This window comes from Kallipyga massiliensis ph2, assembly GCF_000311985.1.
GTDB lineage: Bacteria > Bacillota > Clostridia > Tissierellales > Peptoniphilaceae > Kallipyga > Kallipyga massiliensis.
Genome location: NZ_HE978585.1, coordinates 50,367 through 69,647, shown reverse-complemented (window position 1 = coordinate 69,647; position 19,281 = coordinate 50,367). Strand labels below are relative to the sequence as shown.

The window sequence follows — 19,281 nt, the reverse complement described above, 5'->3', positions numbered from 1 at the left end:
TGGTATGATGAATTTGTAACAAGGCATGAAGGTTTCAGCTAGAAAACCTTACATAAAAGAGGAGGAAAATTATGGCTTATAAAATTTTGGACACCTGTATCGCTTGCGGGACCTGCATGGATGAGTGCCCCACGGGCGCAATTTCTGAAGGCGACATTTACGAAATCAATCCTGATGTCTGCATCGATTGCGGTGCCTGTGCCGGCGTTTGCCCGACAGACTCCATCATTCCGGATGAAGACTAATCGGTAAGTCATAGGGCTCCCCTTTCGGGGGAGCCTTTTTTTATTATGGTGAAGGAGGAGACCATGCCCGCTAATGACGGCATACTCATTGTTGTACCCACCCCCATCGGCAACCGGGAGGACATCACCCTCCGAGCCCTCCGGGTTCTCCGGGAGGCCGACCTCATCGCCTGCGAGGACACTCGCCACTCCGGCCTCCTTATGGACTACTTTGAGGTCCATGCGCCCTTGATTTCCTATGAAAAATTCAATGAAGAGGCCCGGTCCCGGGACATCCTGGATCGGGTGGCCGAGGGGAAGAAGGTCTGCTTGGTCTCCGATGCGGGTATGCCCGGGATCTCGGATCCCGGTGCCATCCTCATCCGCCATGCTATTGCCCGGGGGCTTCCCTTCACCGTCCTGCCCGGCCCCTCTGCCGCCGACACCTGTTTTGTGGCTTCCGGCCTGGGGGAGGGGACCTACGCTTTTTTGGGCTTCCTCCCCCGAAAGGGGAAGGAACGCCGGGAGGCCCTGGAAAAACTTGACCGGATGGAGATGGCGGCGGTGATCTATGAGGCCCCCCACCGGATCCGCAAGACCCTGGAGGAGTTCGGTCAGCGCTGGCCGGAGAGGCGGATGGCCCTCCTCCGGGAATGGACCAAGACCTACGAAGAGCGGCAATCCTTCCTGGGGAAGGAGGCCGGGGACCTTGAAGTGGTGGAGAAGGGGGAATTCGTCCTGGTCCTGGAAGGGGCCGAACCGAATGAGGAGAGCCCGGGGATGGACCAGGTGGTGGACCGCCTCAGGACCCTGATTGACCAGGGGAGGTCGACCAAGGATGCGGTTAAGGAAGTGGCGGAATGGTCGGGCTTGCCCAAGAATGACCTCTACCAGGAAGCTCTAAATATTACAAAAAAGAAATAACTAATCCCAAAAACCTCCAAAAGCCGGTAAAAGGCTTGAAAGCCTTCTGTGACCTATGTATTATTAACGAGTCATATATCAGTAACAAAAAGGTTACAAGAAAAATTTGGAGGACCAATGAGAGATTACTCTTTAAGAAGACAAATCCTTCTTTTCTCGGTTATTTTTGCCCTGTCCATTCTTTTTGGGACATGGGCCTATGCCAACCGGCCAAAGGATATTCACGTTAATTTGGACGGCGAAGAGATGGAAATTCGGACAGAAGAAGACACACTCAGACAAGCCCTTATTGAAGCAGGATATAGCAATTTAGACCAAGCCCGTTCTTCTATCGACTTGGATGCCACCCTGGAAGACGGGATGGATGCCACGGTGGAAACAAAAAAGACCATCCGCTTCCGGGATGGCAAGGAAAGTGAGACTTACACCAGCTACGCCGGAACGGTGGGGGAATTTCTGGAAGAAGTGGATGCGGACTTTGACCAGGACGATGAGATCCAACCCGCCCGGATGGCCAAGTTGGAAGATGGGATGAAGGTCTCCCTGGACCACATTGACCACCGAGTGGAAGAGGAGACGGAAGAGATTCCTTTTGAAGTGGAGAGTCGGAAGTCCGACAAGCTCTACCAAGGAAAGACCAAGGTTGACCAGGAAGGAAAGCCGGGTCAATTGACCATCACCAGCGAAAGAGTTTATAAGAATGGGGACCTGGTGGAGGAGACCCAGCTCAGCAAAGAGGTCACCAGGCAGCCGGTCACCAAGATCGTTCTTGAAGGGACCAAAAAAGCCCCGGCGGCTGTGGCCAATTCTTCATCGACCTACACCTTGGGCCAGTTTATGCATAAAGGCGTGATCAACTGGGGAGGCTACCGCTTTACTTATTATTCCCAGTCTGTCCTTCCCGGTTCCGGACTCCGGATTCCCGGACGTCATGTCAACGGGGCAGGCTATGTCTGCGACGGGGACGGCTTCATTGTCCTGGCCGGTTCCGCCCCTAAGGGCACAGTCTATCCTACCCCCTTCGGCGGGGCCGGAAAGATCTACGACCGAGGGACCGTGGGCAACCACCTGGATGTCTACATCCGATAATTCAATAACGATCATAGAGGAAGATCCTGTCAGATTGGCCCGCCAAGCTGACAGGATTCTTTGATTTGAGGTAGAATAGGTTAACTCCCGGATGGGGTCCCTCTGTGGATAGGGTCGGCCCGAAAAGGGAAGAAAAGCCAGTGAATGGAGGAAAGGATGAAATACTTTGGAACGGATGGTTTCCGCGGGGAAGCCAATAAGGATCTTACTGCAGCCCACGCCTACCGGATCGGGCGCTTCCTGGGTGATTATTATAAAAAGAATTTTGAAGGGGATGAGGCCAACCCCCGCCCCCGGATCGTCATCGGGAAGGATACCCGGCGGTCTTCTTATATGCTGGAGATGGCCCTGGCCGCAGGGATCACGTCTTCAGGATCGGATGCCTACCTTCTCCATGTGACGACCACCCCCAGTGTGTCCTACTGCGTTCAGGCGGACGACTTCGCCTGCGGGATCATGATCTCCGCCAGCCACAACCCCTTTTATGACAATGGGATCAAGCTCATTGGAGAAGAAGGAGCCAAGATGGAGGAGGATATCCTTAGGAAGATTGAGGAATACATCGACCGGGAAGAGGATGACCTCCCTCTGGCCAAACAGGGAGAAATCGGAGAGGTCCGGGACTATGTCGTCGGACGGAACCGCTATACGGGCTACCTGATTTCGACAGCCCGCCGGTCCTTTAAGCGGGTCAAAATCGGCCTGGACTGTGCCAACGGCGCTTCTTTCATGATTGCCAAGAATGTCTTCGATGCCCTGGGGGCGGAAACCTACGTCATTAACAATAAGCCCAACGGGGTCAACATCAACCGGGATGCCGGCTCCACCCACATCCACCAGTTGGTGGAATTCGTCAAAAAAGAAGGATTGGACGTGGGCTTCGCCTTCGACGGAGACGCCGACCGCTGCATTGCTGTGGACAACAAGGGAGAAGTGGTGGATGGGGATGCCATCCTCTACATCGCCGGCAACTACCTTAAGGACCGGGGCCAGCTCCAAAAGAACATGGTGGTTACCACGGTGATGTCCAACTTCGGCTTGTATAAAGCCCTGGAGGCCTCCGGCATCGACTACATCCAGACCCAGGTAGGGGACAAGTTTGTGGCCAAGGAGCTCATGGACCACGGCTACTCCATCGGTGGTGAACAGTCGGGCCACATCATCTTCTCCAAGTATGCGACGACCGGGGACGGGGTCCTGACGGCCATCCGTTTAACGGAGATCATGGTGGAGGAGAAGACCGACCTGGCCAGCCTCCACGCCTCTTTAAAGGTCTATCCCCAGGTCCTGGAAAATGTCCGGGTCAAGGACAAGAAGACGGTTCTCCACAATGAGGCGGTTCTGACCACCATCGACCGGGTCAATGACCGCCTGGGCAAGGAAGGAAGAACCCTGGTCCGACCTTCCGGAACGGAACCTGTCCTCCGGGTCATGGCCGAGCATCTGGATCCGGACGTCTGCCAAAAGGCTGTTGATGATATTGTGGAGGCCATCGGCCAGGCAGGGCTCCTGGCATGACCTTCCCACAAGCTGCCGGGGAGATCATCGGCCGTCTGGAAGAGGCCGGATATGAGGCTTGGGTGGTGGGGGGCGCCGTTCGGGACGCCTACCTGGCCGGGGCTGCCCAAAGACCTGAGGGTACAGGAGGGGCCTTCCGCCGGATCAAGTCCCTCCTCCATAAGGAGGAAGGGGAGCCGGTCTGGGGTGAGGGGGTCGACCTCCACGACATCGACTTTGCCACAGACGCCCGGCCCGAGGAAATCGAGGCCGTCTTCTCCGACTGCAAGACGGTGGATGTGGGCAAGTCCTTCGGTACCATTAAGGTGGTCTGGAGGGACATCCCCTATGAGATCACGACCTACCGGTCGGAGGAGGGCTACCGGGACGGCCGCCATCCGGACCGGGTGACCTATTCCGACAAGATTGAAGAGGACCTCCTCCGCCGGGACTTTACCATGAATGCCATGGCCTGCCATCCCGAGAGAGGGCTCCTGGACCCCTTTGACGGAAGGGGAGACCTCAAGAAAGGCCTCCTTCGGGCGGTGGGAAACCCCAAGGACCGGATCGAGGAAGACGGACTCCGGATGCTCCGGGCTGTCCGTTTTGCTGCTCGCCTGGGCCTGGTCCTGGAACCCCACCTCCAGGAGGCCATCCAAAGCCATAAGGAGGACTTGACCCGCCTCTCCATGGAGAGGTGCCTGGAGGAGATGACCCGGATGCTGACGGACAAGTCGGCGGGCAGGGCCATCCAGGCCATGGAAAGTCTGGGCCTTCTCCCGGTCCTCATTCCCGAAATCGACTCAGCCCTTGCCAGGCAGCGCTACGACTTTCTTCCCCCGGAAGAGGATTACCGTTGGGCCTGCCTCCTTTCCTCCCTTTCTCCTCAGCAAGGGGAGAGCCGGTCTCGGCGGGCAAAGAAAATCTTAAGGCGGTTCAAATCCTCCAATGACCTTCAAGACCGGGTAGCTATCCTTCTTCGGGAAGACATTGAACTCCCGAAAGACCAGTCTCAGGCCCAGACCTTCGTGGGCGAACTGGGGGACATGGCCATGCCCTACCTCCTTTTCCGGAAGTCGGGCCCCGATGCCTTCCTGGCCCGGAAAAAATCCGAAATCGGTCGGAGGCGGGGTCAGGGGACCAAGCTGGAAAAATATAGGGATGAAATTATCCAATCCATGGACTTGGTCCGGACGGTTCAACGCAACCGCCTTCCCACCCGGGTAAGCGACCTGGCAATTGGGGGGCGGGACTTGATGGATATGGGTTATAATCAAGGGAGACAGATCGGGGTTACCCTGGACCGGATCCTGGCCCTGGTCATTGAAGGAAAAGTGGAAAATACCCGGGAGGCCCTCATGGCCTGGGCAGAGGAAAGCCTGGCATCTTCCGAGGAGGAAGAGCCTATTTCATAGGGAAAACCGGATAAGCAAGGAGAATGAATGAAAACCCTAATCATCGCCGATTCATCAGCCGATATGAATAATAAGATCCGGGAGGCCGGTTCGATCGTCAGCGTGCCTCTATCGATCGATGTCAATGGGAACCACTATGTGGACGATGAATCCATCGACCTGGTCGCCCTCCGGGCGGATATCCGGGCTTCGGAAGAGGCCGCCAAGACGGCCGGCGTTCCTCCTCGCTTCTTTATCGACCGGGGTCAGGAGGGGGACCGGATCTTTATCGTCACCCTTTCCAGCAAGCTGTCGGGAACTCATTCCAACGCCCTCCTTGCCGCTGAAGAGCTAAGGCAGGAGGGGAAGGAGGTCCATGTCTTCGATTCCCTTTCCGCTGCTTCCGGAGTGACGGCGGTGGCTTGCAAGATCCGGGAATGCCTGGACCGGGGGATGGTCAGTGACGAGATCGTAAAGACTGTCCAGGCCCATATCGAAGGCCAGCGGACCTGGTTTGTTTTGGACGATCTCTCCACCGTAACCAAATCAGGACGGATGCCCCGGATGGCCGGGCGACTGGCCAAGGGACTTTCCATCAAGCTCATCTGCCGGGGGGACCAGGGAAAAATCGCTGTCGACTCCATTAAACGGGGGATGAAATCCGCCTTGGAGGGACTCTGCCAGAAGATAGAAAACGACCCTGTGGATTGGTCTGACCGGACCCTCTACGTCTCCCATGTGGAGGCTGAGGAAAGGGCCCTCTTCATCAAAGACCGGCTCAAGAACCTCCCGGTCAAGGACATCCAAATCCTCCCCGCCAACGGATTGGTGACGGTTTATGCCAATGAAGGGGGAGTGGTCCTGGCCTATTAAGATCCCTACCATCTTTTTTATAGCGAAAACCCCGGCCTTGCCGGGGTTTTTCTTAGGGATAAAAATTTTGAGAAAAAATTCTTATTGACTCTTGCATTCTTGAACAATTATGGTATAGTAATAATGGTAAAAAGTGTTAGTCATAGGTAACAAAATCCCGGAGACCGGTATATCACTTGATTAAAGGGAAAAATGTTAACTTTGATGGGCAAGAATAAACTTCTTGTAGAAAGGAAATCAAAATGTTGAAATTTTTCTTAGGTCATGGCAGTGATAAGCGGAACAATAAAGAAACTAGCAAGCACTCCAATTTGGGCTATATCGCCAATCGCGATTTTAGAGAACCGGTCCGCATGATGATCGATTTTGGTGGCGTTATTGTTATTTCTCCTCTGCACGCTGTGAATCAATAATTGGGAAAAATTCTTTTCGACAGGCGCAGATTCGTATTTTCCTTGGCATGGACCTCCATGCCAATTTTTTATACAAAGCTTTTGGTTAGTAACTATTAACAAAAGGAAAAGGGTGTGTTAATATATGCTTACGAAGGGACATATGTGAAAAATTGAAAGTAGAGCGGAGGAAAAAATGAATTTATCCATGGCAGATGTAGGTAAAGCCTACGTCGTAGACAGCATTCGGGGGAGGGACAAGGTACAGCGCCAGCTGGCCAATATGGGCCTGATTCCTGGTGCCAAGGTTCAGGTTCTTTCTTCTCTGCAACAAAACTTCATTATCCTTTTAAATCAGACTCGACTGGGCGTTTCCAGGGAGCTCTTGGATAAGGTCCAAGTCCACCCCCAGGAGTCTGTTCAGGAGGAAACAGAAATTCAACAAGGAGGACTTATTCGTGAAAACTTTACTTGACTTAAAACCGGGGGACCGGGCCGAGGTGGTCCGTGTCCATGGACGCGGCCCTTTAAAGAGACGCTTCCAAGATATGGGATTGATCAAAGGGACGCCTTTTGATGTGGTTAAGGTTGCCCCTCTGGGTGATCCTGTTGAAATTGTGATTAAAGGCTATAACCTGAGCATCCGCAAGGAAGACGGAAAGGATATCGAGATCAAGAATCTCTAAGTCGGGCGGAAGCCCTTTCTTTTTCCTATGGAGTTAGCATATACTAACGAAGCCGCTCAAGAAGAGGGGAAGAGATCGGATACATAGAAAGAGTGTAAAAATGAAGAAGACCATTGCCTTGGTGGGCAATCCGAATTCCGGAAAAACCACCCTATTCAACCTCCTCACCGGGGCCTCTGCCCATGTGGGAAACTGGCCTGGCGTTACCGTGGAAAAAAAAGTGGGCCAAATCAAGAAAAACAAAGACCTGAGCCTGGTCGACCTTCCGGGTATTTACTCCCTCTCCCCCTATACGATGGAAGAGGTCATCGCCCGGAAGTACCTCCTGGATGCCAGACCGGACTGCATCATCAACATTGTTGATGCATCCAACCTGGAAAGAAACCTCTACCTGACCAGCCAGGTTATGGATATGGGGATCCCAGTAGTTCTGGCCTGCAATATGATGGACCTGATTGAGAAGTCCGGCGACCACCTGGATACCAAGGGACTTTCCGACCGCTTGGGCCTTCCCGTGGTGGAAATCTCCGCTTTAAAGGAGGAGGGGATCCCTGAACTGGTCAACGCAGTAAACGCCAGCCTCCTGACCGGGAAAGCACCCAGCCCCATGACTTTCAGTCCGGAAATTGAAGAGACCATCGAAAAGGTCCATAGCGGCCTATCCAGCCTCACGATTGAGCCAGAAGCCAAGAAGAAGCTTGACGCTATCAGCGACCGCTGGCTATCGGTCAAGGCCCTGGAGTTGGATGAAGAAACGCTGAAGGACGTCCAAATCCCCAAAGCCATGGAAGATGAGATCCTGGCTTTCGAGGAGAAGATGGACGACGACAGCCAGTCCATCATTTCTGCTGCCCGCTATAGCGAGATTGCTAAGATTCTGGACGGGGTCTATAAAGAAAAGAATCCCGGAAAGAAGTCCCTAACAGACCGGATTGATCAGATTGTGACCAACCGGATTTTGGCCCTGCCTATCTTTGCCCTGGTCATCTTCCTGGTCTACTATCTCTCCATCTCCACTGTTGGCACCTTCGGAACCGACTGGGTCAACGACGTCTTCGTCGCTGAATGGCTCCAGGGAGGGACCCAAACATTCTTGGAAAATATAGGCGTTTCCGCCTGGCTGATCGGAATGATCGTTGACGGCGTGATCGCCGGCGTGGGTGCTGTTTTGGGCTTTATCCCCCAGATGGCGGTCCTCTTCCTCTGCCTGGCCTTCTTGGAACAAACCGGCTACATGGCCCGGATTGCCTTTATCCTGGACCGGATATTCCGGAGATTCGGCTTGTCCGGCAAGTCCTTCATCCCCATGCTGATCGGGACAGGTTGTTCCGTCCCCGCCATCATGGGCTCCCGGACCATCGAAAATGATAAAGACCGCTACATGACAGCCATCACGACCTCCTTTATGCCTTGCGGAGCCAAGCTCCCTGTCATCGCCTTCTTCGGCGGCGCCCTCTTCGGCGGTGCTTGGTGGTTTGGCCCGATCTTCTACTTCATCGGGATTGGCTCTGTTATTGTTTCCGGAATTATCTTAAAGAAAACTAAGCGCTTTGCCGGCGACCCCTCTCCCTTTGTTATGGAGTTGCCGGAATACCGTCTGCCCAGCCTGTCCGGCATCCTCCGGTCGGTTTGGGAACGCTGCGCCGCTTTCGTGAAAAAGGCGGGGACCATCATCCTCCTCTCCTCCATTGTCATCACAACCCTCCTCCATGTGGGCTTTACCCCCGAGGGCTTAGGATGGGTGGATGAAGCCGTTGATGAGTCCATCCTAGCTGCCATCGGCCGGTCCTTCGCTTGGATCTTCAAGCCCCTGGGCTTTGACACCTGGGAGTCGGCTGTTGGTACCGTTTCCGGTCTGGTAGCAAAAGAAAACCTCATGTCCATCGTCGGTATCATCTTCGGTGTCTCGGGCGATGCCCTTGACCTGATCGAAGCGGGAGACTGGCAGGCCCTTGCCCCCATCACCTCCCACTATACGGCCCTTTCCGGCTTCTCCTTCCTCCTCTTCAACCTCTACTGCGCCCCCTGCTTTGCCGCTATCGGGGCTATGAACCGGGAGCTGCCGGGCCGGAAGTGGACCCTCATGGGCTTGGGTTATCAAACCGTCTTTGCCTATTCCCTGTCCCTGATCTTCTACCAGGGTGCCCTCTTCTTTACAGGAGGCGGGGTCACCATTTGGACTATTGTCGCCCTGGCTGTCCTCCTCTTTGGCCTCTATCTCCTTTTCCGGCCCGACCCCTCCAAGAAACTTTTAGAGGGCAAGCCCGCCTATGGAGAGAGCCGGTAACTGAACACCCGTAACCCTGTTTGATGAATCATGGTTGGCAAGCAAGCCGACCTTTAGAAAGGAGGAAGGATGCCGGATCTTCTTATTCTTGCCGCAGTAGCCCTCCTAGTGGTTTTCCTGGTTCGTAAACTCGTGAAGGACCACAAACAAGGGGGATGTGCCTCCTGCCCCCACTGCTCGACTTGTATGAAGTCGAAGAAATAAACCAAAGAAGAAAAAGCTCCCGCCTAGATAAGGTGGGAGCTTTTTTCTTTTCCTGGCCAGCGGAAAGTCGAAATGGGAAGAACCGTAAAAGAAGACCCTATGCCCATCAAAGAGCCTGAAAAATTCATTGCCCCTCCTATCCTTGAACAGGTATCATTAGTCCAAACAACAAACCGATCGGATAACCAGAAAGGAAGTAATGATGAAAGGTTTTTTGTCTTTTTTAGGTCAGGCAACCATCCTCCTTTTAGGGCTTTTCCTGATGACCCGGATATTCCCGGACTCCTATGGAGAGATTATCGAAAGCTATGCTTTTTTTATACTTCCTGAATTTGCTTGTATCATGTATTTTGCGGATAAGAAAGCAAGTCTTCATGAGATCTTGCCTATATTAGGCATAGCCCTTTTTTTTAACGCTGTTCTGCTCCTTCTCCTTTTTGCTGCTGTCCCTTCTTCTTATGAACCAACGCTTGGAAACATTGTTGTTTTTCTTTCTCTTTTTCTTTTTCCCGCTCTGGTGTATCCTCTTTACTTTATATGGAAAAGCAAAAAAAATCAGATGTAATTTATCGGCCGGATAGGACAGGATGGGCGATTAAGCCGGCTAGACTGTGGTATAATAACTGAATAGTGTGCCTATTATTGAGTAGTGAATTAGTAAAGCGAGGATGAAGAAAACATGACTGCAAAATTGGTATCCAACGAAAACGGCAAGGCGGTTTATACCCTTGAAATCTCCCATGAGGATCTTGAACCCTTTATGAATGAGGCCTATAAAAAGCTCAGAGGCCGTTTCCAAATTCCCGGCTTCCGGAAGGGGAAGGCCCCCCGGAAGATCATCGAAGCCAACTATGGCAAGGGCGTCTTCTTTGAAGAAGGCCTGAACGACATGCTCCCCCAGGAGATCGATAAGGCCACCAAGGAATTGGGCCTGGAGCCCGTTGGTCAGCCCGATATCGACCTTAAGGAGATGGAAGAGGGCAAGCCTATCATTCTTGAAGTGACCACGGACCTCCTACCCCATCCCGAGCTGGGCGACCTCTCCACCATCCAGGTGGTCAAGCGCCCCGTGGAGGTGAAAGAGGAACAGGTCGATGAGATGATCAAAGTTGAACAGGAAAAGAATGCCGTTCTTGAACCTGTTGAAGGGCGTCCTGTCCAGGAGGGAGACACCGTCAACATCGACTATGAAGGTTCAGTGGACGGAGTTCCTTTTGAAGGTGGGAAAGACGAAGGACATGACCTGGAAATCGGGTCCGGCTCCTTCATCCCCGGCTTTGAGGACCAAATCATCGGCCACGAAAAGGGCCAGGAATTTGATGTCAATGTCACCTTCCCCGAGGAATACCACGCAGAAGACCTGGCCGGCAAAGAGGCGGTCTTCCACGTCGTCTTGAACGATATTCATAAAAAGCAGGTTCCCGAATTGGATGATGACTTTGCCCAGGACGTGTCCGAATATGACACCTTGGATGAATATAAGGCTTCCATCCGGAAGGACCTGGAGAAGCGGGCGGAAGATTCTGCGAAAGCTGACCAGGAGAACCAGGCTGTTCAGGGCCTGATCGACATTTCTAAGTTTGACCTGCCCGATTCCATGGTGGATGAGCAGGTGGAGATTGAAGTTCGGAACATGGCCAACCAAGTCGGTCAGATGGGAATTACCCTGGACCAATACCTCCAGTACACCGGGATGGATTTGGACGGATTCCGGGCCCAGCAGCGGCCCATGGCCACCCTTCGCCTGTCCGGTGACCTCTGCCTCCAGGCCCTGGTTGACCAACTCCAGCCGGAGGTGAGTGAAGAGGAACTGAACGAAGAGCTCAAGAAGATCGGCGAGGCCTATGGCGCAAAAGACACGGATGATTTCATCAAAAAGGTCAAAGAGCTGGGCAATGAGAAGCTGGTTGAAGAAGACGTCAAGAAGAGAAAGGCCATTGAACACCTCATGGAACAGGTCCAGTATGTGGATGAGAAGGACGTGAAAAAAGAGGAAGAAGAAAAGGCTGATTCGGGACAGAATGAGACAAAAAAGGACGAAAGTGAGACAGAATCCCAGGAATAAGGGACACTGGTGAGACATATAAGGAGGTATAATGCCATTAATTCCAACAGTGATTGAGCAAACCAATCGTGGAGAGCGGGCCTATGATATCTACTCCCGCCTTTTGGAAGAGCGGATTATTTTCGTGACCGGCCCCATTGAAACCAATATGGCCAATTTGATTGTGGCCCAGCTTCTTTACCTGGAGTCCAAGGACCCCTCCAAGGATATCCAGCTCTACATCAACTCCCCCGGGGGAGAGGTGACAGCGGGCCTGGCCATTTACGACACCATGAACTACATCAAGTCGGATGTCTCCACCATCTGTGTGGGTATGGCCGCCTCCATGGGAGCCGTTCTTCTGGCCGCCGGTGAGAAGGGGAAGCGGTTCGCCCTCCCCAATTCGGACGTCATGATCCACCAGCCTTCGGGCGGAGCCCAGGGAATGGCTTCGGATGTCGAGATCACGGTCAAGAAGATTTTGGAAACCAAGAAGATCCTGAACAAGATCCTTTCGGATCGGACGGGTCAGCCCCTAAAGAAAGTGGAAAGGGATACCGACCGTGACCGCTGGCTGACCGCCAAGGAGGCCAAGGAATACGGCTTGATCGACGACGTGATTGAGTCCATGTGAGTTAGGGATCGGAGGAAAAATGGCCGATTACCATGATGAAACGATCCACTGCTCTTTTTGCGGAAAGAGTTCGGATGAAGTTGAAAAGATGATCGCCGGACCGGAGGGAAGCTTCATTTGCGATGAATGCATTGCCCTCTGCGGAGAGATTATCGAAGAAGAAAAGGCAGACCGCTATCCGGCCCGGGATTCGGGAATCCAGCTTCCCACACCCAAGGAAATCAAGGCCGTCCTGGACGACTATGTCATTGACCAGGAGGAGGCAAAAAAGACCCTCTCCGTAGCGGTCTACAACCACTATAAGCGGATTTACCGGGGTCATGAGACGGAGGTGGACATTCAAAAGTCCAACATCTGCCTGATCGGACCGACAGGTTCCGGGAAGACCCTCCTGGCCCAGACCTTGGCAAAGACCCTCCGGGTTCCCTTCGCCATTGCCGATGCCACCACTTTGACGGAAGCCGGCTATGTGGGCGAGGATGTGGAGAACATCATCCTCCGCCTCCTCCAAGCTGCCGATTTCGACGTGGAGTTGGCTGAGCATGGGATCATTTATATTGACGAAATTGATAAAATCGCCCGGAAGTCGGAGAACCCCTCCATCACCCGGGATGTTTCCGGAGAGGGGGTCCAGCAGGCCCTCCTTAAGCTGATCGAAGGGACGGTGGCCGGTGTCCCGCCCCAGGGCGGCCGCAAGCATCCCCGCCAGGAGATGATCCAGGTGGATACCAGCAACATCCTCTTCATCGTGGGCGGAGCCTTCGACGGAATCGAAAAAGTGGTGGAAAAGAGGAAGGGGGAGAACCCCATCGGCTTCAACCAGGAGAAGGTGGACCACTCCCAGGAATCCCTATCCGACACCCTTAAAGATGTGATACCCGAGGACCTGATGAAGTTCGGTCTAATTCCGGAACTCATCGGCCGTCTCCCGGTCCTGGTCGCTCTCCAGGAGCTTTCGGTGGATGCCCTCCAGCGGATCCTCCTGGAACCCAAGAACGCCCTGGTTAAGCAGTATAAGGAGCTCTTCCGCCTAGATGGGGTGGACCTCCTCTTTGACCAGGATGCCTTGGAGGCCATCGCCCGGGAATCCTTTGAACGAAAAATGGGGGCCCGAGGCCTCCGGTCAATCATGGAGAAGCTCCTCCGCCAACCCATGTTTGACATTCCCGACCTGGATGATATCCGGCAGTGCGTCATTACCAAGGATGTGGTAGAAGGGGAGGCCGAGCCCGACCTCCTCAGGCAGACGGAAATGGTCGGCCAGCAGTCCATGCCCTTGAATGTTCGCTGAATGGTAATTCGACAGCCGGCCCTGGCCGGCTGTCCTTTATTTCATAACCAACCGGTGGATGATCGTCCTTTGCTTGTCGCCAGGCCCAGGACACAGGAGGAAGTATGACGAAAAAATATTACCATGTCGAAAAAACGGTCTGTCCCGTTCTCTTAGCCCGCACGGAGATCGTCTTTCCCGGCGGGGCCCTGACCTTTGACCTGGAGAGTGAGCGGGAAGAAGCCGTTCTCGACCAAGCTGTAAAAAACAACCAGGAGGTCCTCCTCCTGGCTCTACAGGATCCTTCGGTGGATAATCCCGGCCTGGAGGACTACATGACCATGGGGACCATGGTGGCTGTCCGCCAGAACTTCCAGCTCCTGGGCGGGAATTCCAAGGTCATTGTGGAGGGACTCTGCCGGGCGGAGATCCAACGCTTTATCCGGACCTCCCCCTATGTGGAAGCGGAAGTGGTCAAGTACCACTACGACCCGGATGAGTTGGAGGAAAATGACAACCGGGCCCTTCTTGCCCGTCTGGTTTCTTCTTCCGCCCTCTCCTTCTTCCGGACCTCCATGGGGATCCCGGACTTTCTTCTCTTGCCCCGCCTCCAGTCGGACGACCCCGGGGCCCTGGCGGATGAGGTGGCTTCCCATTTGGACCTCAGCTATGAGGAGGCCCAGGATATCCTGACCGAGCTCAATGTCGATGAGCGCCTGGTCATGGTCCAGTCCGCCTTGGACCTCCAGGCCAAGCTGACCGTTCTGGAGCAACAGATTTCAGAAGAAGCCCAGGACCGGGTCAAGAAGAATCAGAAGGATTTCCTGATTCAAGAGCAGATCCAGATCCTCCGGGAGCAGATGGATGATGACGGGTCCGACCCCCTCTCCATCGCTGAAAGCTATGAGGAAAGGGTCAAGGCTCTGAAGATGCCGGAAGAAGCCCGGGAGGTGGTTCTCAAGGAGGTGGAAAAGCTCACCTATCTTTCGCCCATGTCGCCGGACGTCAATGTCTCCCGGACCTACCTGGATACCGTCCTGGCTCTTCCCTGGGGGAAATACACCAAGGACCGGAAGGACCTGGTCAAGAGCCAGGAAATTTTGGACCGGGACCACTATGGTCTTAAGGACGTCAAGGACCGGATCCTGGAATTTATGGCCGTCCGCCAACTCCGGGCTGACTCCAAAGGGTCTATCCTCTGCCTGGTTGGCCCTCCGGGCGTGGGGAAGACGTCCATAGTCCGGTCCATCGCCCGGGCCATCAAGCGGGAGTTTACCTCCATGCGACTGGGTGGAGTGACGGATGAGTCGGAAATTCGCGGCCACCGCAAGACCTACATCGGGGCCATGCCCGGTCGGGTTATTGCCCAGATGATGCGGTCCAAGTCCATGAACCCCGTCTTCCTTTTCGATGAGGTGGATAAGATCGGGTCCGACTTCCGGGGAGACCCGGCCTCCGCCCTCCTTGAAGTCCTGGATCCCGAGCAGAACTTTGAATTCCATGACCGCTATCTGGAGGTCCCCTTCGACCTCTCCCAGGTCATGTTTATTACCACAGCCAACACCACGACGACCATTCCCCGTCCCCTCCTGGACCGGATGGAAGTCATCCGGATTCCCGGCTACACGGAAGATGAGAAGCTGGAGATTGCCGCCCGCTACCTGGTGAAAAAGCAGAGGGAGGAGGCGGGACTCAAGGCGGCCAATTTGGCCATCCCCCGTCCCATCCTGACAACCATTATCCGGAGCTACACCCGGGAATCCGGAGTCCGGGAGCTGGAACGCCAAATTGGGAAGATTTGCCGGCGGTCAGCCCGGAAGATCGTGGAAGGGGCCGACAAGGTCCGGGTCAACCAGACCAACCTGTCGGACTTCCTGGGCCAGCCCAAGTACCTGGACGATGAGCGGACCAATACCCCCCAAATTGGGGTGGTCAACGGCTTGGCCTGGACCGAGGTGGGGGGAGAACTCCTCCTGATTGAAGCCAACAAGATGGCCGGTCGTGGGGGCCTACTCCTGACCGGGTCCATGGGGGAGGTAATGAAGGAATCCGCAGAGCTGGCCATCTCCTATATCCGGTCCAATGCCGGCCGCTATGGGATCTCCTCCTCCTTCTACACTTTTGAGGACATTCACATCCACATGCCCGAGGGGTCTGTCCCCAAGGACGGGCCATCGGCAGGGGTTTCCATCCTGACCGCCATCGTCTCCATCCTGACCCAGCGGCCCGTCCGCTCCGACGTGGCCATGACCGGGGAGATCACCCTGAACGGCCATGTCCTTCCCGTGGGCGGGATCCGGGAAAAGGTCCTGGCTGCCAAGCGCTACGGGATCGACACCGTCTTCCTTCCCAAGGAGAATATGCGGGACCTGGAAGAGGTGGAGAAGGCGTCCATCGAGGGGATGACCTTCATCCCTGTTGACCGGGTAGATGACCTCATCCAAAAAGCCCTCCTCAGCCCGGTGGAGAGGGAAGAAGAAATTATCTTTGAATCCGACAAAAAAGCGGGAACCATAGGATTTTCCCGGAACCATGAAGGAAAGGAAGAGGATGAGGCCAGACCCCGGGCCCACTAGGTCCATGACCCCTCTAGCCTCGGAAAGGAGGACTGATGAAGGTAAAAGACGCCTGCCTGGAGGCCATGGCCCAGGCTCCGGAGGGTTGGCCCCAGGCCCCCCTGCCGGAAATCGCCATGGTGGGTCGGTCCAATGTGGGCAAGTCCAGCTTCATCAACGCCCTCTGCAAGCGGAAGAAGCTGGCCTACACCTCCTCATCCCCTGGCAAGACCCGGACCATCAACTTCTATAACATTAACGGCCTCTTCCGCCTGGTTGACCTGCCGGGCTATGGCTATGCCCGGGTCTCCAAGAAGGACCGGGCCTCATGGGCCAAGTTCATCAACGACTACCTGGCCGACCGGGATAACCTGGTCGACGTCTTCCTCCTGGCCGACCTCCGCCATGAGCCCAACCTCATGGACCGGGAGATGTACGACTGGATCCTGGATGGCCAATTTTCAGGAACCGTCATCGGGACCAAGGCGGATAAGCTATCCAGAAACAAGCAGGGCCAGGCCGAGTCGGTCCTGGTCTCCAGCCTCCAAATTCCCGACCGGTCCCTCCTCATCCCCTTTTCCGCGGTCAAAGGAAGTGGGGTCCAAGAAGCCTGGTCCCGAATTGACAGCATCCTCGGCCAAAGCGAGTCGGTTGATCCCCAAGAACTTTAGAAGGAGAAAGCCATGAAAATCCTCCTGACTTCCGATTTAAATCCCTCCCAAGTCAATGGGGTCATTGTCTCTGTCCTCAACCTCATGAAAGAGCTGGAAAAGAAGGGGCACGATGTCCGTCTCCTTTGTCTTTCACCCAACCACAATTCCTACTCTTCCGGAAAGACCTATTATGTAGGTTCTATGCCCTTGAATATTTATCCGGATGTCCGGGCCTCCCTGATGATCAGCAGCAAGCTTTTAGACGAGGTCTGCTACTGGTGCCCGGACATCATCCATTCCCAATGTGAATTTTTCACCTATTCTTTTGTGGAGCGGATCGCCAAACGATGCAAGGCCCCTATCGTCCATACCTACCACACCCTCTATGAGCACTATGTTCAATACGTCCTTCCGGGACAGGTCATGCAGGACCTCATCGCCCCGGTCATGCGGGTCCGCCTCCGGACCGCTGACGTGGTCATCGCCCCCACCCGGAAGACCAAGCGCCTCCTTTTTCAGAAGGGGGTGGCGGACCATGTGGTGGTCATTCCCACAGGGATCGACCTGTCCAAGTATGAGGTCAGCCTGTCCGAAGAGGAGAGGAAGGCCATGGTCCGGAAGCTGGATATTCCTGAGGATGCCCTTATCTATGGGTCTGTCGGCCGGCTGGCGGAGGAGAAGAATTTGGATGAGGTCCTCCAGGCCCACAAGAGGCTCCTGGAGGAAAGGCCGGATGTTTACCTGGTCCTAGTCGGAGACGGGAAGTACCGGAAGCAATTGGAAGAAGAAGTGGACTCTTTGGAGATCCGGGACAGGGTCCGCTTTACCGGCATGGTTTCTCCCGACGAGGTGGGCAAGTATTATAGGCTCTTCTCTTTCTTTATCTCTGCTTCCGTTTCCGAGACCCAGGGCCTGACCTATATCGAGGCCTTGGCCAACGGACGCCCGGTCATCGCCCGAAGGGACGATGCGCCGGTGGAGGTCATCCAGGAAGGGGTGGACGGCTTTATCTTTGATACGATAGACCAGGCCGTCGACCGGATCAAAGCCCTGGTGGATGACCCCGACCGTTTGGCTGCCATGAGCCGGGCGGCCTGGGATAGCCGGGAGGCCTTTGGGACGGAACGATTCGGCGACCGGGTCAATGCTCTTTATGAGCGGGTTCTGGAAACCCCGGGAAAGAGCCAGCTGGAGAGGGAGCGGATCATGAGCAAGCTGGCTGACCAGTTTACCCTTTTGACGAACCGGTCCGATTATGGGAAGTTTTACGACATCATGCGGGCCAAGTGGTCCCGGGCCAGCTTCCGGATGAAGACCAAGAGCCTGGCGAAGAAGGGAACCCTGAAATGAAGGAGGACCTTCAACAACAGGAAGCCAAAGGGCCGGATCCGGAAAGCCAGGGGAAGAAAAAGGGGAGACTGTCCCGGATGGAAGACCGGCTGGACACTATGGAAGAGGCCTTGTCGGAAAAGACCATCCAAGGGAACCGGCGGATCATCCAGACCATCACCATCCTGGGGATTGTCCTCTCCATCCTTTTGGCCATCCTGGCCTACCGGGCCGGCCTTTTCACCAACAAGCAGGTCATGGTGGACTTTATCCAAGGCTTCGGGATCTGGGGACCCATTGTCTTCATCGCCATCCAGATCCTCCAGTGCATCGTCCCCATCATCCCGGGTGGGCTGACCCTGGTTATCGGGGTCTACCTCTTTGGGCCCCTGTGGGGCTTTATCTACAATTATGTTGGCATCATCCTGGGCTCCATCGGTGACTTCTTCCTGGCCCGGATCTTTGGAACCGTCTTTGTCCGGTCCATGGTCAAGGAAGAAACCTATGTCAAATACACCCGCTGGATGGAAAAGCATGAGAAGAAGGTCAACCGGGCCTTCGTCCTGATCATCCTCCTGCCTTTTGCCCCGGATGACTTTGTCTGCATGCTGGCCGGCCTGTCCAATATGAAGTTTTCTTATTTTCTTTTTCACCTACTTTGGGCCAAAATCCCCTCCATCCTGGCTTACTCCTTTTTCCTGGACTGGGGGATTAACAAGGGACTCCGCTTCCTGGAAGGTCTATAACATAAAAAAAGCCCGGTCGGGGCGGGCACTCCGCTCCAACCGGGCTTCTTTTATTTCAGGAATCGAGATTGGCTTATTCAACCACTGAAAACTGGTCTTTGCCGGCGCCACAGACAGGGCAAACCCAATCTTCAGGCAGGTCTTCAAAAGCAGTTCCGGCAGCGATATCGCTCATGGGATCGCCTTTTTCAGGATCATAGATATAGCCGCAAGCTTCACATTCATACTTTTTCATACTTTCCTCCTTGAGTTTTTCCCGGACATCCCCGGGATTCGATAAGGTACACTAAATATATACCATAGTCCGAGCAATCCAAACGATAAAGTGAAAGGATTTCGTCGGATTTTTTCTTTTGACTCCTTTTCCTTCTTCCGGCCCCTTTGGCCTCCCCGGCCTGATTACTTGTCAATTTCCAGGGGTATAAAAGGGCTGTGTGAGAATTAAAGAGAAAGAGCAAACTTAGGGATCAATCGGTAGAC

At 54.5% G+C, this 19,281-nt stretch carries 20 protein-coding genes; 19 read left to right on the top strand and 1 reads right to left on the bottom strand.

Going from position 1 to position 19,281, the window contains the following annotated elements; translation table 11 throughout:
• Positions 1-71: 71 nt before the first annotated feature.
• From HGKM_RS08410 to HGKM_RS00205, 19 genes are all read left to right on the top strand, one after another.
• On the top strand, positions 72-245 hold the full coding sequence (locus HGKM_RS08410; RefSeq protein ID WP_019133306.1) for a DUF362 domain-containing protein: 174 nt from the start codon (positions 72-74) through the stop codon (positions 243-245).
• A gap of 63 nt (positions 246-308) precedes the next feature.
• Positions 309-1,148 (top strand): 16S rRNA (cytidine(1402)-2'-O)-methyltransferase, encoded by an 840-nt coding sequence (gene rsmI / locus HGKM_RS00280; RefSeq protein WP_019133305.1) that lies wholly within the window; start codon positions 309-311, stop codon positions 1,146-1,148.
• A gap of 117 nt (positions 1,149-1,265) precedes the next feature.
• Positions 1,266-2,237: a resuscitation-promoting factor gene (locus HGKM_RS00275; protein ID WP_019133304.1), complete on the top strand. Its 972-nt coding sequence runs from the start codon at positions 1,266-1,268 to the stop codon at positions 2,235-2,237.
• A 156-nt stretch (positions 2,238-2,393) separates the two neighbouring features.
• Positions 2,394-3,755 carry a phosphoglucosamine mutase gene (glmM, locus tag HGKM_RS00270; RefSeq protein WP_034579116.1) on the top strand — a complete coding sequence of 454 codons (1,362 nt, stop codon included), beginning with the start codon at positions 2,394-2,396 and terminating at the stop codon, positions 3,753-3,755.
• A complete protein-coding gene (locus HGKM_RS08105; RefSeq protein ID WP_019133302.1) occupies positions 3,752-5,149 on the top strand; it encodes a CCA tRNA nucleotidyltransferase in 1,398 nt (465 codons plus the stop codon). The genes glmM and HGKM_RS08105 overlap by 4 nt, the downstream gene beginning before the upstream one ends.
• 27 nt (positions 5,150-5,176) lie before the next feature.
• Positions 5,177-6,001, top strand: coding sequence for a DegV family protein (locus HGKM_RS00260; RefSeq protein ID WP_019133301.1), 825 nt, complete (start codon positions 5,177-5,179; stop codon positions 5,999-6,001).
• 242 nt (positions 6,002-6,243) lie between these two features.
• On the top strand, positions 6,244-6,414 hold the full coding sequence (locus HGKM_RS08665; RefSeq protein WP_019133300.1) for a hypothetical protein: 171 nt from the start codon (positions 6,244-6,246) through the stop codon (positions 6,412-6,414).
• A 175-nt stretch (positions 6,415-6,589) separates the two neighbouring features.
• On the top strand, positions 6,590-6,868 hold the full coding sequence (locus HGKM_RS00255) for a FeoA family protein (RefSeq protein WP_019133299.1): 279 nt from the start codon (positions 6,590-6,592) through the stop codon (positions 6,866-6,868).
• Positions 6,852-7,079, top strand: a complete 228-nt coding sequence (locus tag HGKM_RS00250) for a FeoA family protein (protein WP_019133298.1) — start codon at positions 6,852-6,854, stop codon at positions 7,077-7,079. Before HGKM_RS00255 ends, HGKM_RS00250 begins: the two co-directional genes overlap by 17 nt.
• 100 nt (positions 7,080-7,179) lie before the next feature.
• The gene (feoB, locus tag HGKM_RS00245; protein ID WP_019133297.1) at positions 7,180-9,366 is read left to right on the top strand and encodes a ferrous iron transport protein B; all 2,187 of its coding nucleotides are present in this window, start codon (positions 7,180-7,182) and stop codon (positions 9,364-9,366) included.
• A 69-nt stretch (positions 9,367-9,435) separates the two neighbouring features.
• On the top strand, positions 9,436-9,570 hold the full coding sequence (locus HGKM_RS08405; RefSeq protein ID WP_019133296.1) for a FeoB-associated Cys-rich membrane protein: 135 nt from the start codon (positions 9,436-9,438) through the stop codon (positions 9,568-9,570).
• Between the two features lie 202 nt (positions 9,571-9,772).
• On the top strand, positions 9,773-10,135 hold the full coding sequence (locus HGKM_RS00240) for a hypothetical protein (protein ID WP_019133294.1): 363 nt from the start codon (positions 9,773-9,775) through the stop codon (positions 10,133-10,135).
• A 114-nt stretch (positions 10,136-10,249) separates the two neighbouring features.
• Positions 10,250-11,635 (top strand): trigger factor, encoded by a 1,386-nt coding sequence (tig, locus tag HGKM_RS00235; protein ID WP_019133293.1) that lies wholly within the window; start codon positions 10,250-10,252, stop codon positions 11,633-11,635.
• Between the two features lie 31 nt (positions 11,636-11,666).
• On the top strand, positions 11,667-12,248 hold the full coding sequence (clpP, locus tag HGKM_RS00230) for an ATP-dependent Clp endopeptidase proteolytic subunit ClpP (protein ID WP_034578832.1): 582 nt from the start codon (positions 11,667-11,669) through the stop codon (positions 12,246-12,248).
• Between the two features lie 19 nt (positions 12,249-12,267).
• Complete coding sequence (gene clpX / locus HGKM_RS00225; RefSeq protein WP_019133291.1) at positions 12,268-13,539, top strand: ATP-dependent Clp protease ATP-binding subunit ClpX; 1,272 nt, start codon at positions 12,268-12,270, stop codon at positions 13,537-13,539.
• 104 nt (positions 13,540-13,643) lie between these two features.
• Positions 13,644-16,094 (top strand): endopeptidase La, encoded by a 2,451-nt coding sequence (gene lon / locus HGKM_RS00220; protein WP_019133290.1) that lies wholly within the window; start codon positions 13,644-13,646, stop codon positions 16,092-16,094.
• A gap of 35 nt (positions 16,095-16,129) precedes the next feature.
• Positions 16,130-16,744: a ribosome biogenesis GTP-binding protein YihA/YsxC gene (gene yihA, locus HGKM_RS00215; RefSeq protein WP_019133289.1), complete on the top strand. Its 615-nt coding sequence runs from the start codon at positions 16,130-16,132 to the stop codon at positions 16,742-16,744.
• Between the two features lie 12 nt (positions 16,745-16,756).
• Positions 16,757-18,076 carry a glycosyltransferase gene (locus HGKM_RS00210; protein WP_019133288.1) on the top strand — a complete coding sequence of 440 codons (1,320 nt, stop codon included), beginning with the start codon at positions 16,757-16,759 and terminating at the stop codon, positions 18,074-18,076.
• Positions 18,073-18,801: a TVP38/TMEM64 family protein gene (locus tag HGKM_RS00205; protein WP_019133287.1), complete on the top strand. Its 729-nt coding sequence runs from the start codon at positions 18,073-18,075 to the stop codon at positions 18,799-18,801. The genes HGKM_RS00210 and HGKM_RS00205 overlap by 4 nt, the downstream gene beginning before the upstream one ends.
• Positions 18,802-18,874: 73 nt before the next feature.
• On the opposite strand, the gene rd is transcribed toward HGKM_RS00205, so the two are convergent.
• Positions 18,875-19,036, bottom strand: coding sequence for a rubredoxin (rd, locus tag HGKM_RS08400; RefSeq protein WP_019133286.1), 162 nt, complete (start codon positions 19,034-19,036; stop codon positions 18,875-18,877).
• Positions 19,037-19,281: the final 245 nt, after the last annotated feature.

Excerpts from the sequence above, each read along its gene's own strand:
- tig (WP_019133293.1), top strand. The coding sequence starts at position 10,250 with ATGACTGCAAAATTGGTATCCAACGAAAACGGCAAGGCGGTTTATACC.
- HGKM_RS00255 (WP_019133299.1), top strand. The coding sequence starts at position 6,590 with ATGAATTTATCCATGGCAGATGTAGGTAAAGCCTACGTCGTAGACAGC.
- HGKM_RS08665 (WP_019133300.1), top strand. The coding sequence starts at position 6,244 with ATGTTGAAATTTTTCTTAGGTCATGGCAGTGATAAGCGGAACAATAAA.
- yihA (WP_019133289.1), top strand. The coding sequence starts at position 16,130 with ATGAAGGTAAAAGACGCCTGCCTGGAGGCCATGGCCCAGGCTCCGGAG.
- HGKM_RS00240 (WP_019133294.1), top strand. The coding sequence starts at position 9,773 with ATGAAAGGTTTTTTGTCTTTTTTAGGTCAGGCAACCATCCTCCTTTTA.
- HGKM_RS08105 (WP_019133302.1), top strand. The coding sequence starts at position 3,752 with ATGACCTTCCCACAAGCTGCCGGGGAGATCATCGGCCGTCTGGAAGAG.
- HGKM_RS08405 (WP_019133296.1), top strand. The coding sequence starts at position 9,436 with ATGCCGGATCTTCTTATTCTTGCCGCAGTAGCCCTCCTAGTGGTTTTC.
- clpP (WP_034578832.1), top strand. The coding sequence starts at position 11,667 with ATGCCATTAATTCCAACAGTGATTGAGCAAACCAATCGTGGAGAGCGG.
- feoB (WP_019133297.1), top strand. The coding sequence starts at position 7,180 with ATGAAGAAGACCATTGCCTTGGTGGGCAATCCGAATTCCGGAAAAACC.
- HGKM_RS08410 (WP_019133306.1), top strand. The coding sequence starts at position 72 with ATGGCTTATAAAATTTTGGACACCTGTATCGCTTGCGGGACCTGCATG.
- clpX (WP_019133291.1), top strand. The coding sequence starts at position 12,268 with ATGGCCGATTACCATGATGAAACGATCCACTGCTCTTTTTGCGGAAAG.
- HGKM_RS00210 (WP_019133288.1), top strand. The coding sequence starts at position 16,757 with ATGAAAATCCTCCTGACTTCCGATTTAAATCCCTCCCAAGTCAATGGG.
- HGKM_RS00205 (WP_019133287.1), top strand. The coding sequence starts at position 18,073 with ATGAAGGAGGACCTTCAACAACAGGAAGCCAAAGGGCCGGATCCGGAA.
- rd (WP_019133286.1), bottom strand. The coding sequence starts at position 19,036 with ATGAAAAAGTATGAATGTGAAGCTTGCGGCTATATCTATGATCCTGAA.
- HGKM_RS00260 (WP_019133301.1), top strand. The coding sequence starts at position 5,177 with ATGAAAACCCTAATCATCGCCGATTCATCAGCCGATATGAATAATAAG.
- lon (WP_019133290.1), top strand. The coding sequence starts at position 13,644 with ATGACGAAAAAATATTACCATGTCGAAAAAACGGTCTGTCCCGTTCTC.
- HGKM_RS00275 (WP_019133304.1), top strand. The coding sequence starts at position 1,266 with ATGAGAGATTACTCTTTAAGAAGACAAATCCTTCTTTTCTCGGTTATT.
- rsmI (WP_019133305.1), top strand. The coding sequence starts at position 309 with ATGCCCGCTAATGACGGCATACTCATTGTTGTACCCACCCCCATCGGC.
- glmM (WP_034579116.1), top strand. The coding sequence starts at position 2,394 with ATGAAATACTTTGGAACGGATGGTTTCCGCGGGGAAGCCAATAAGGAT.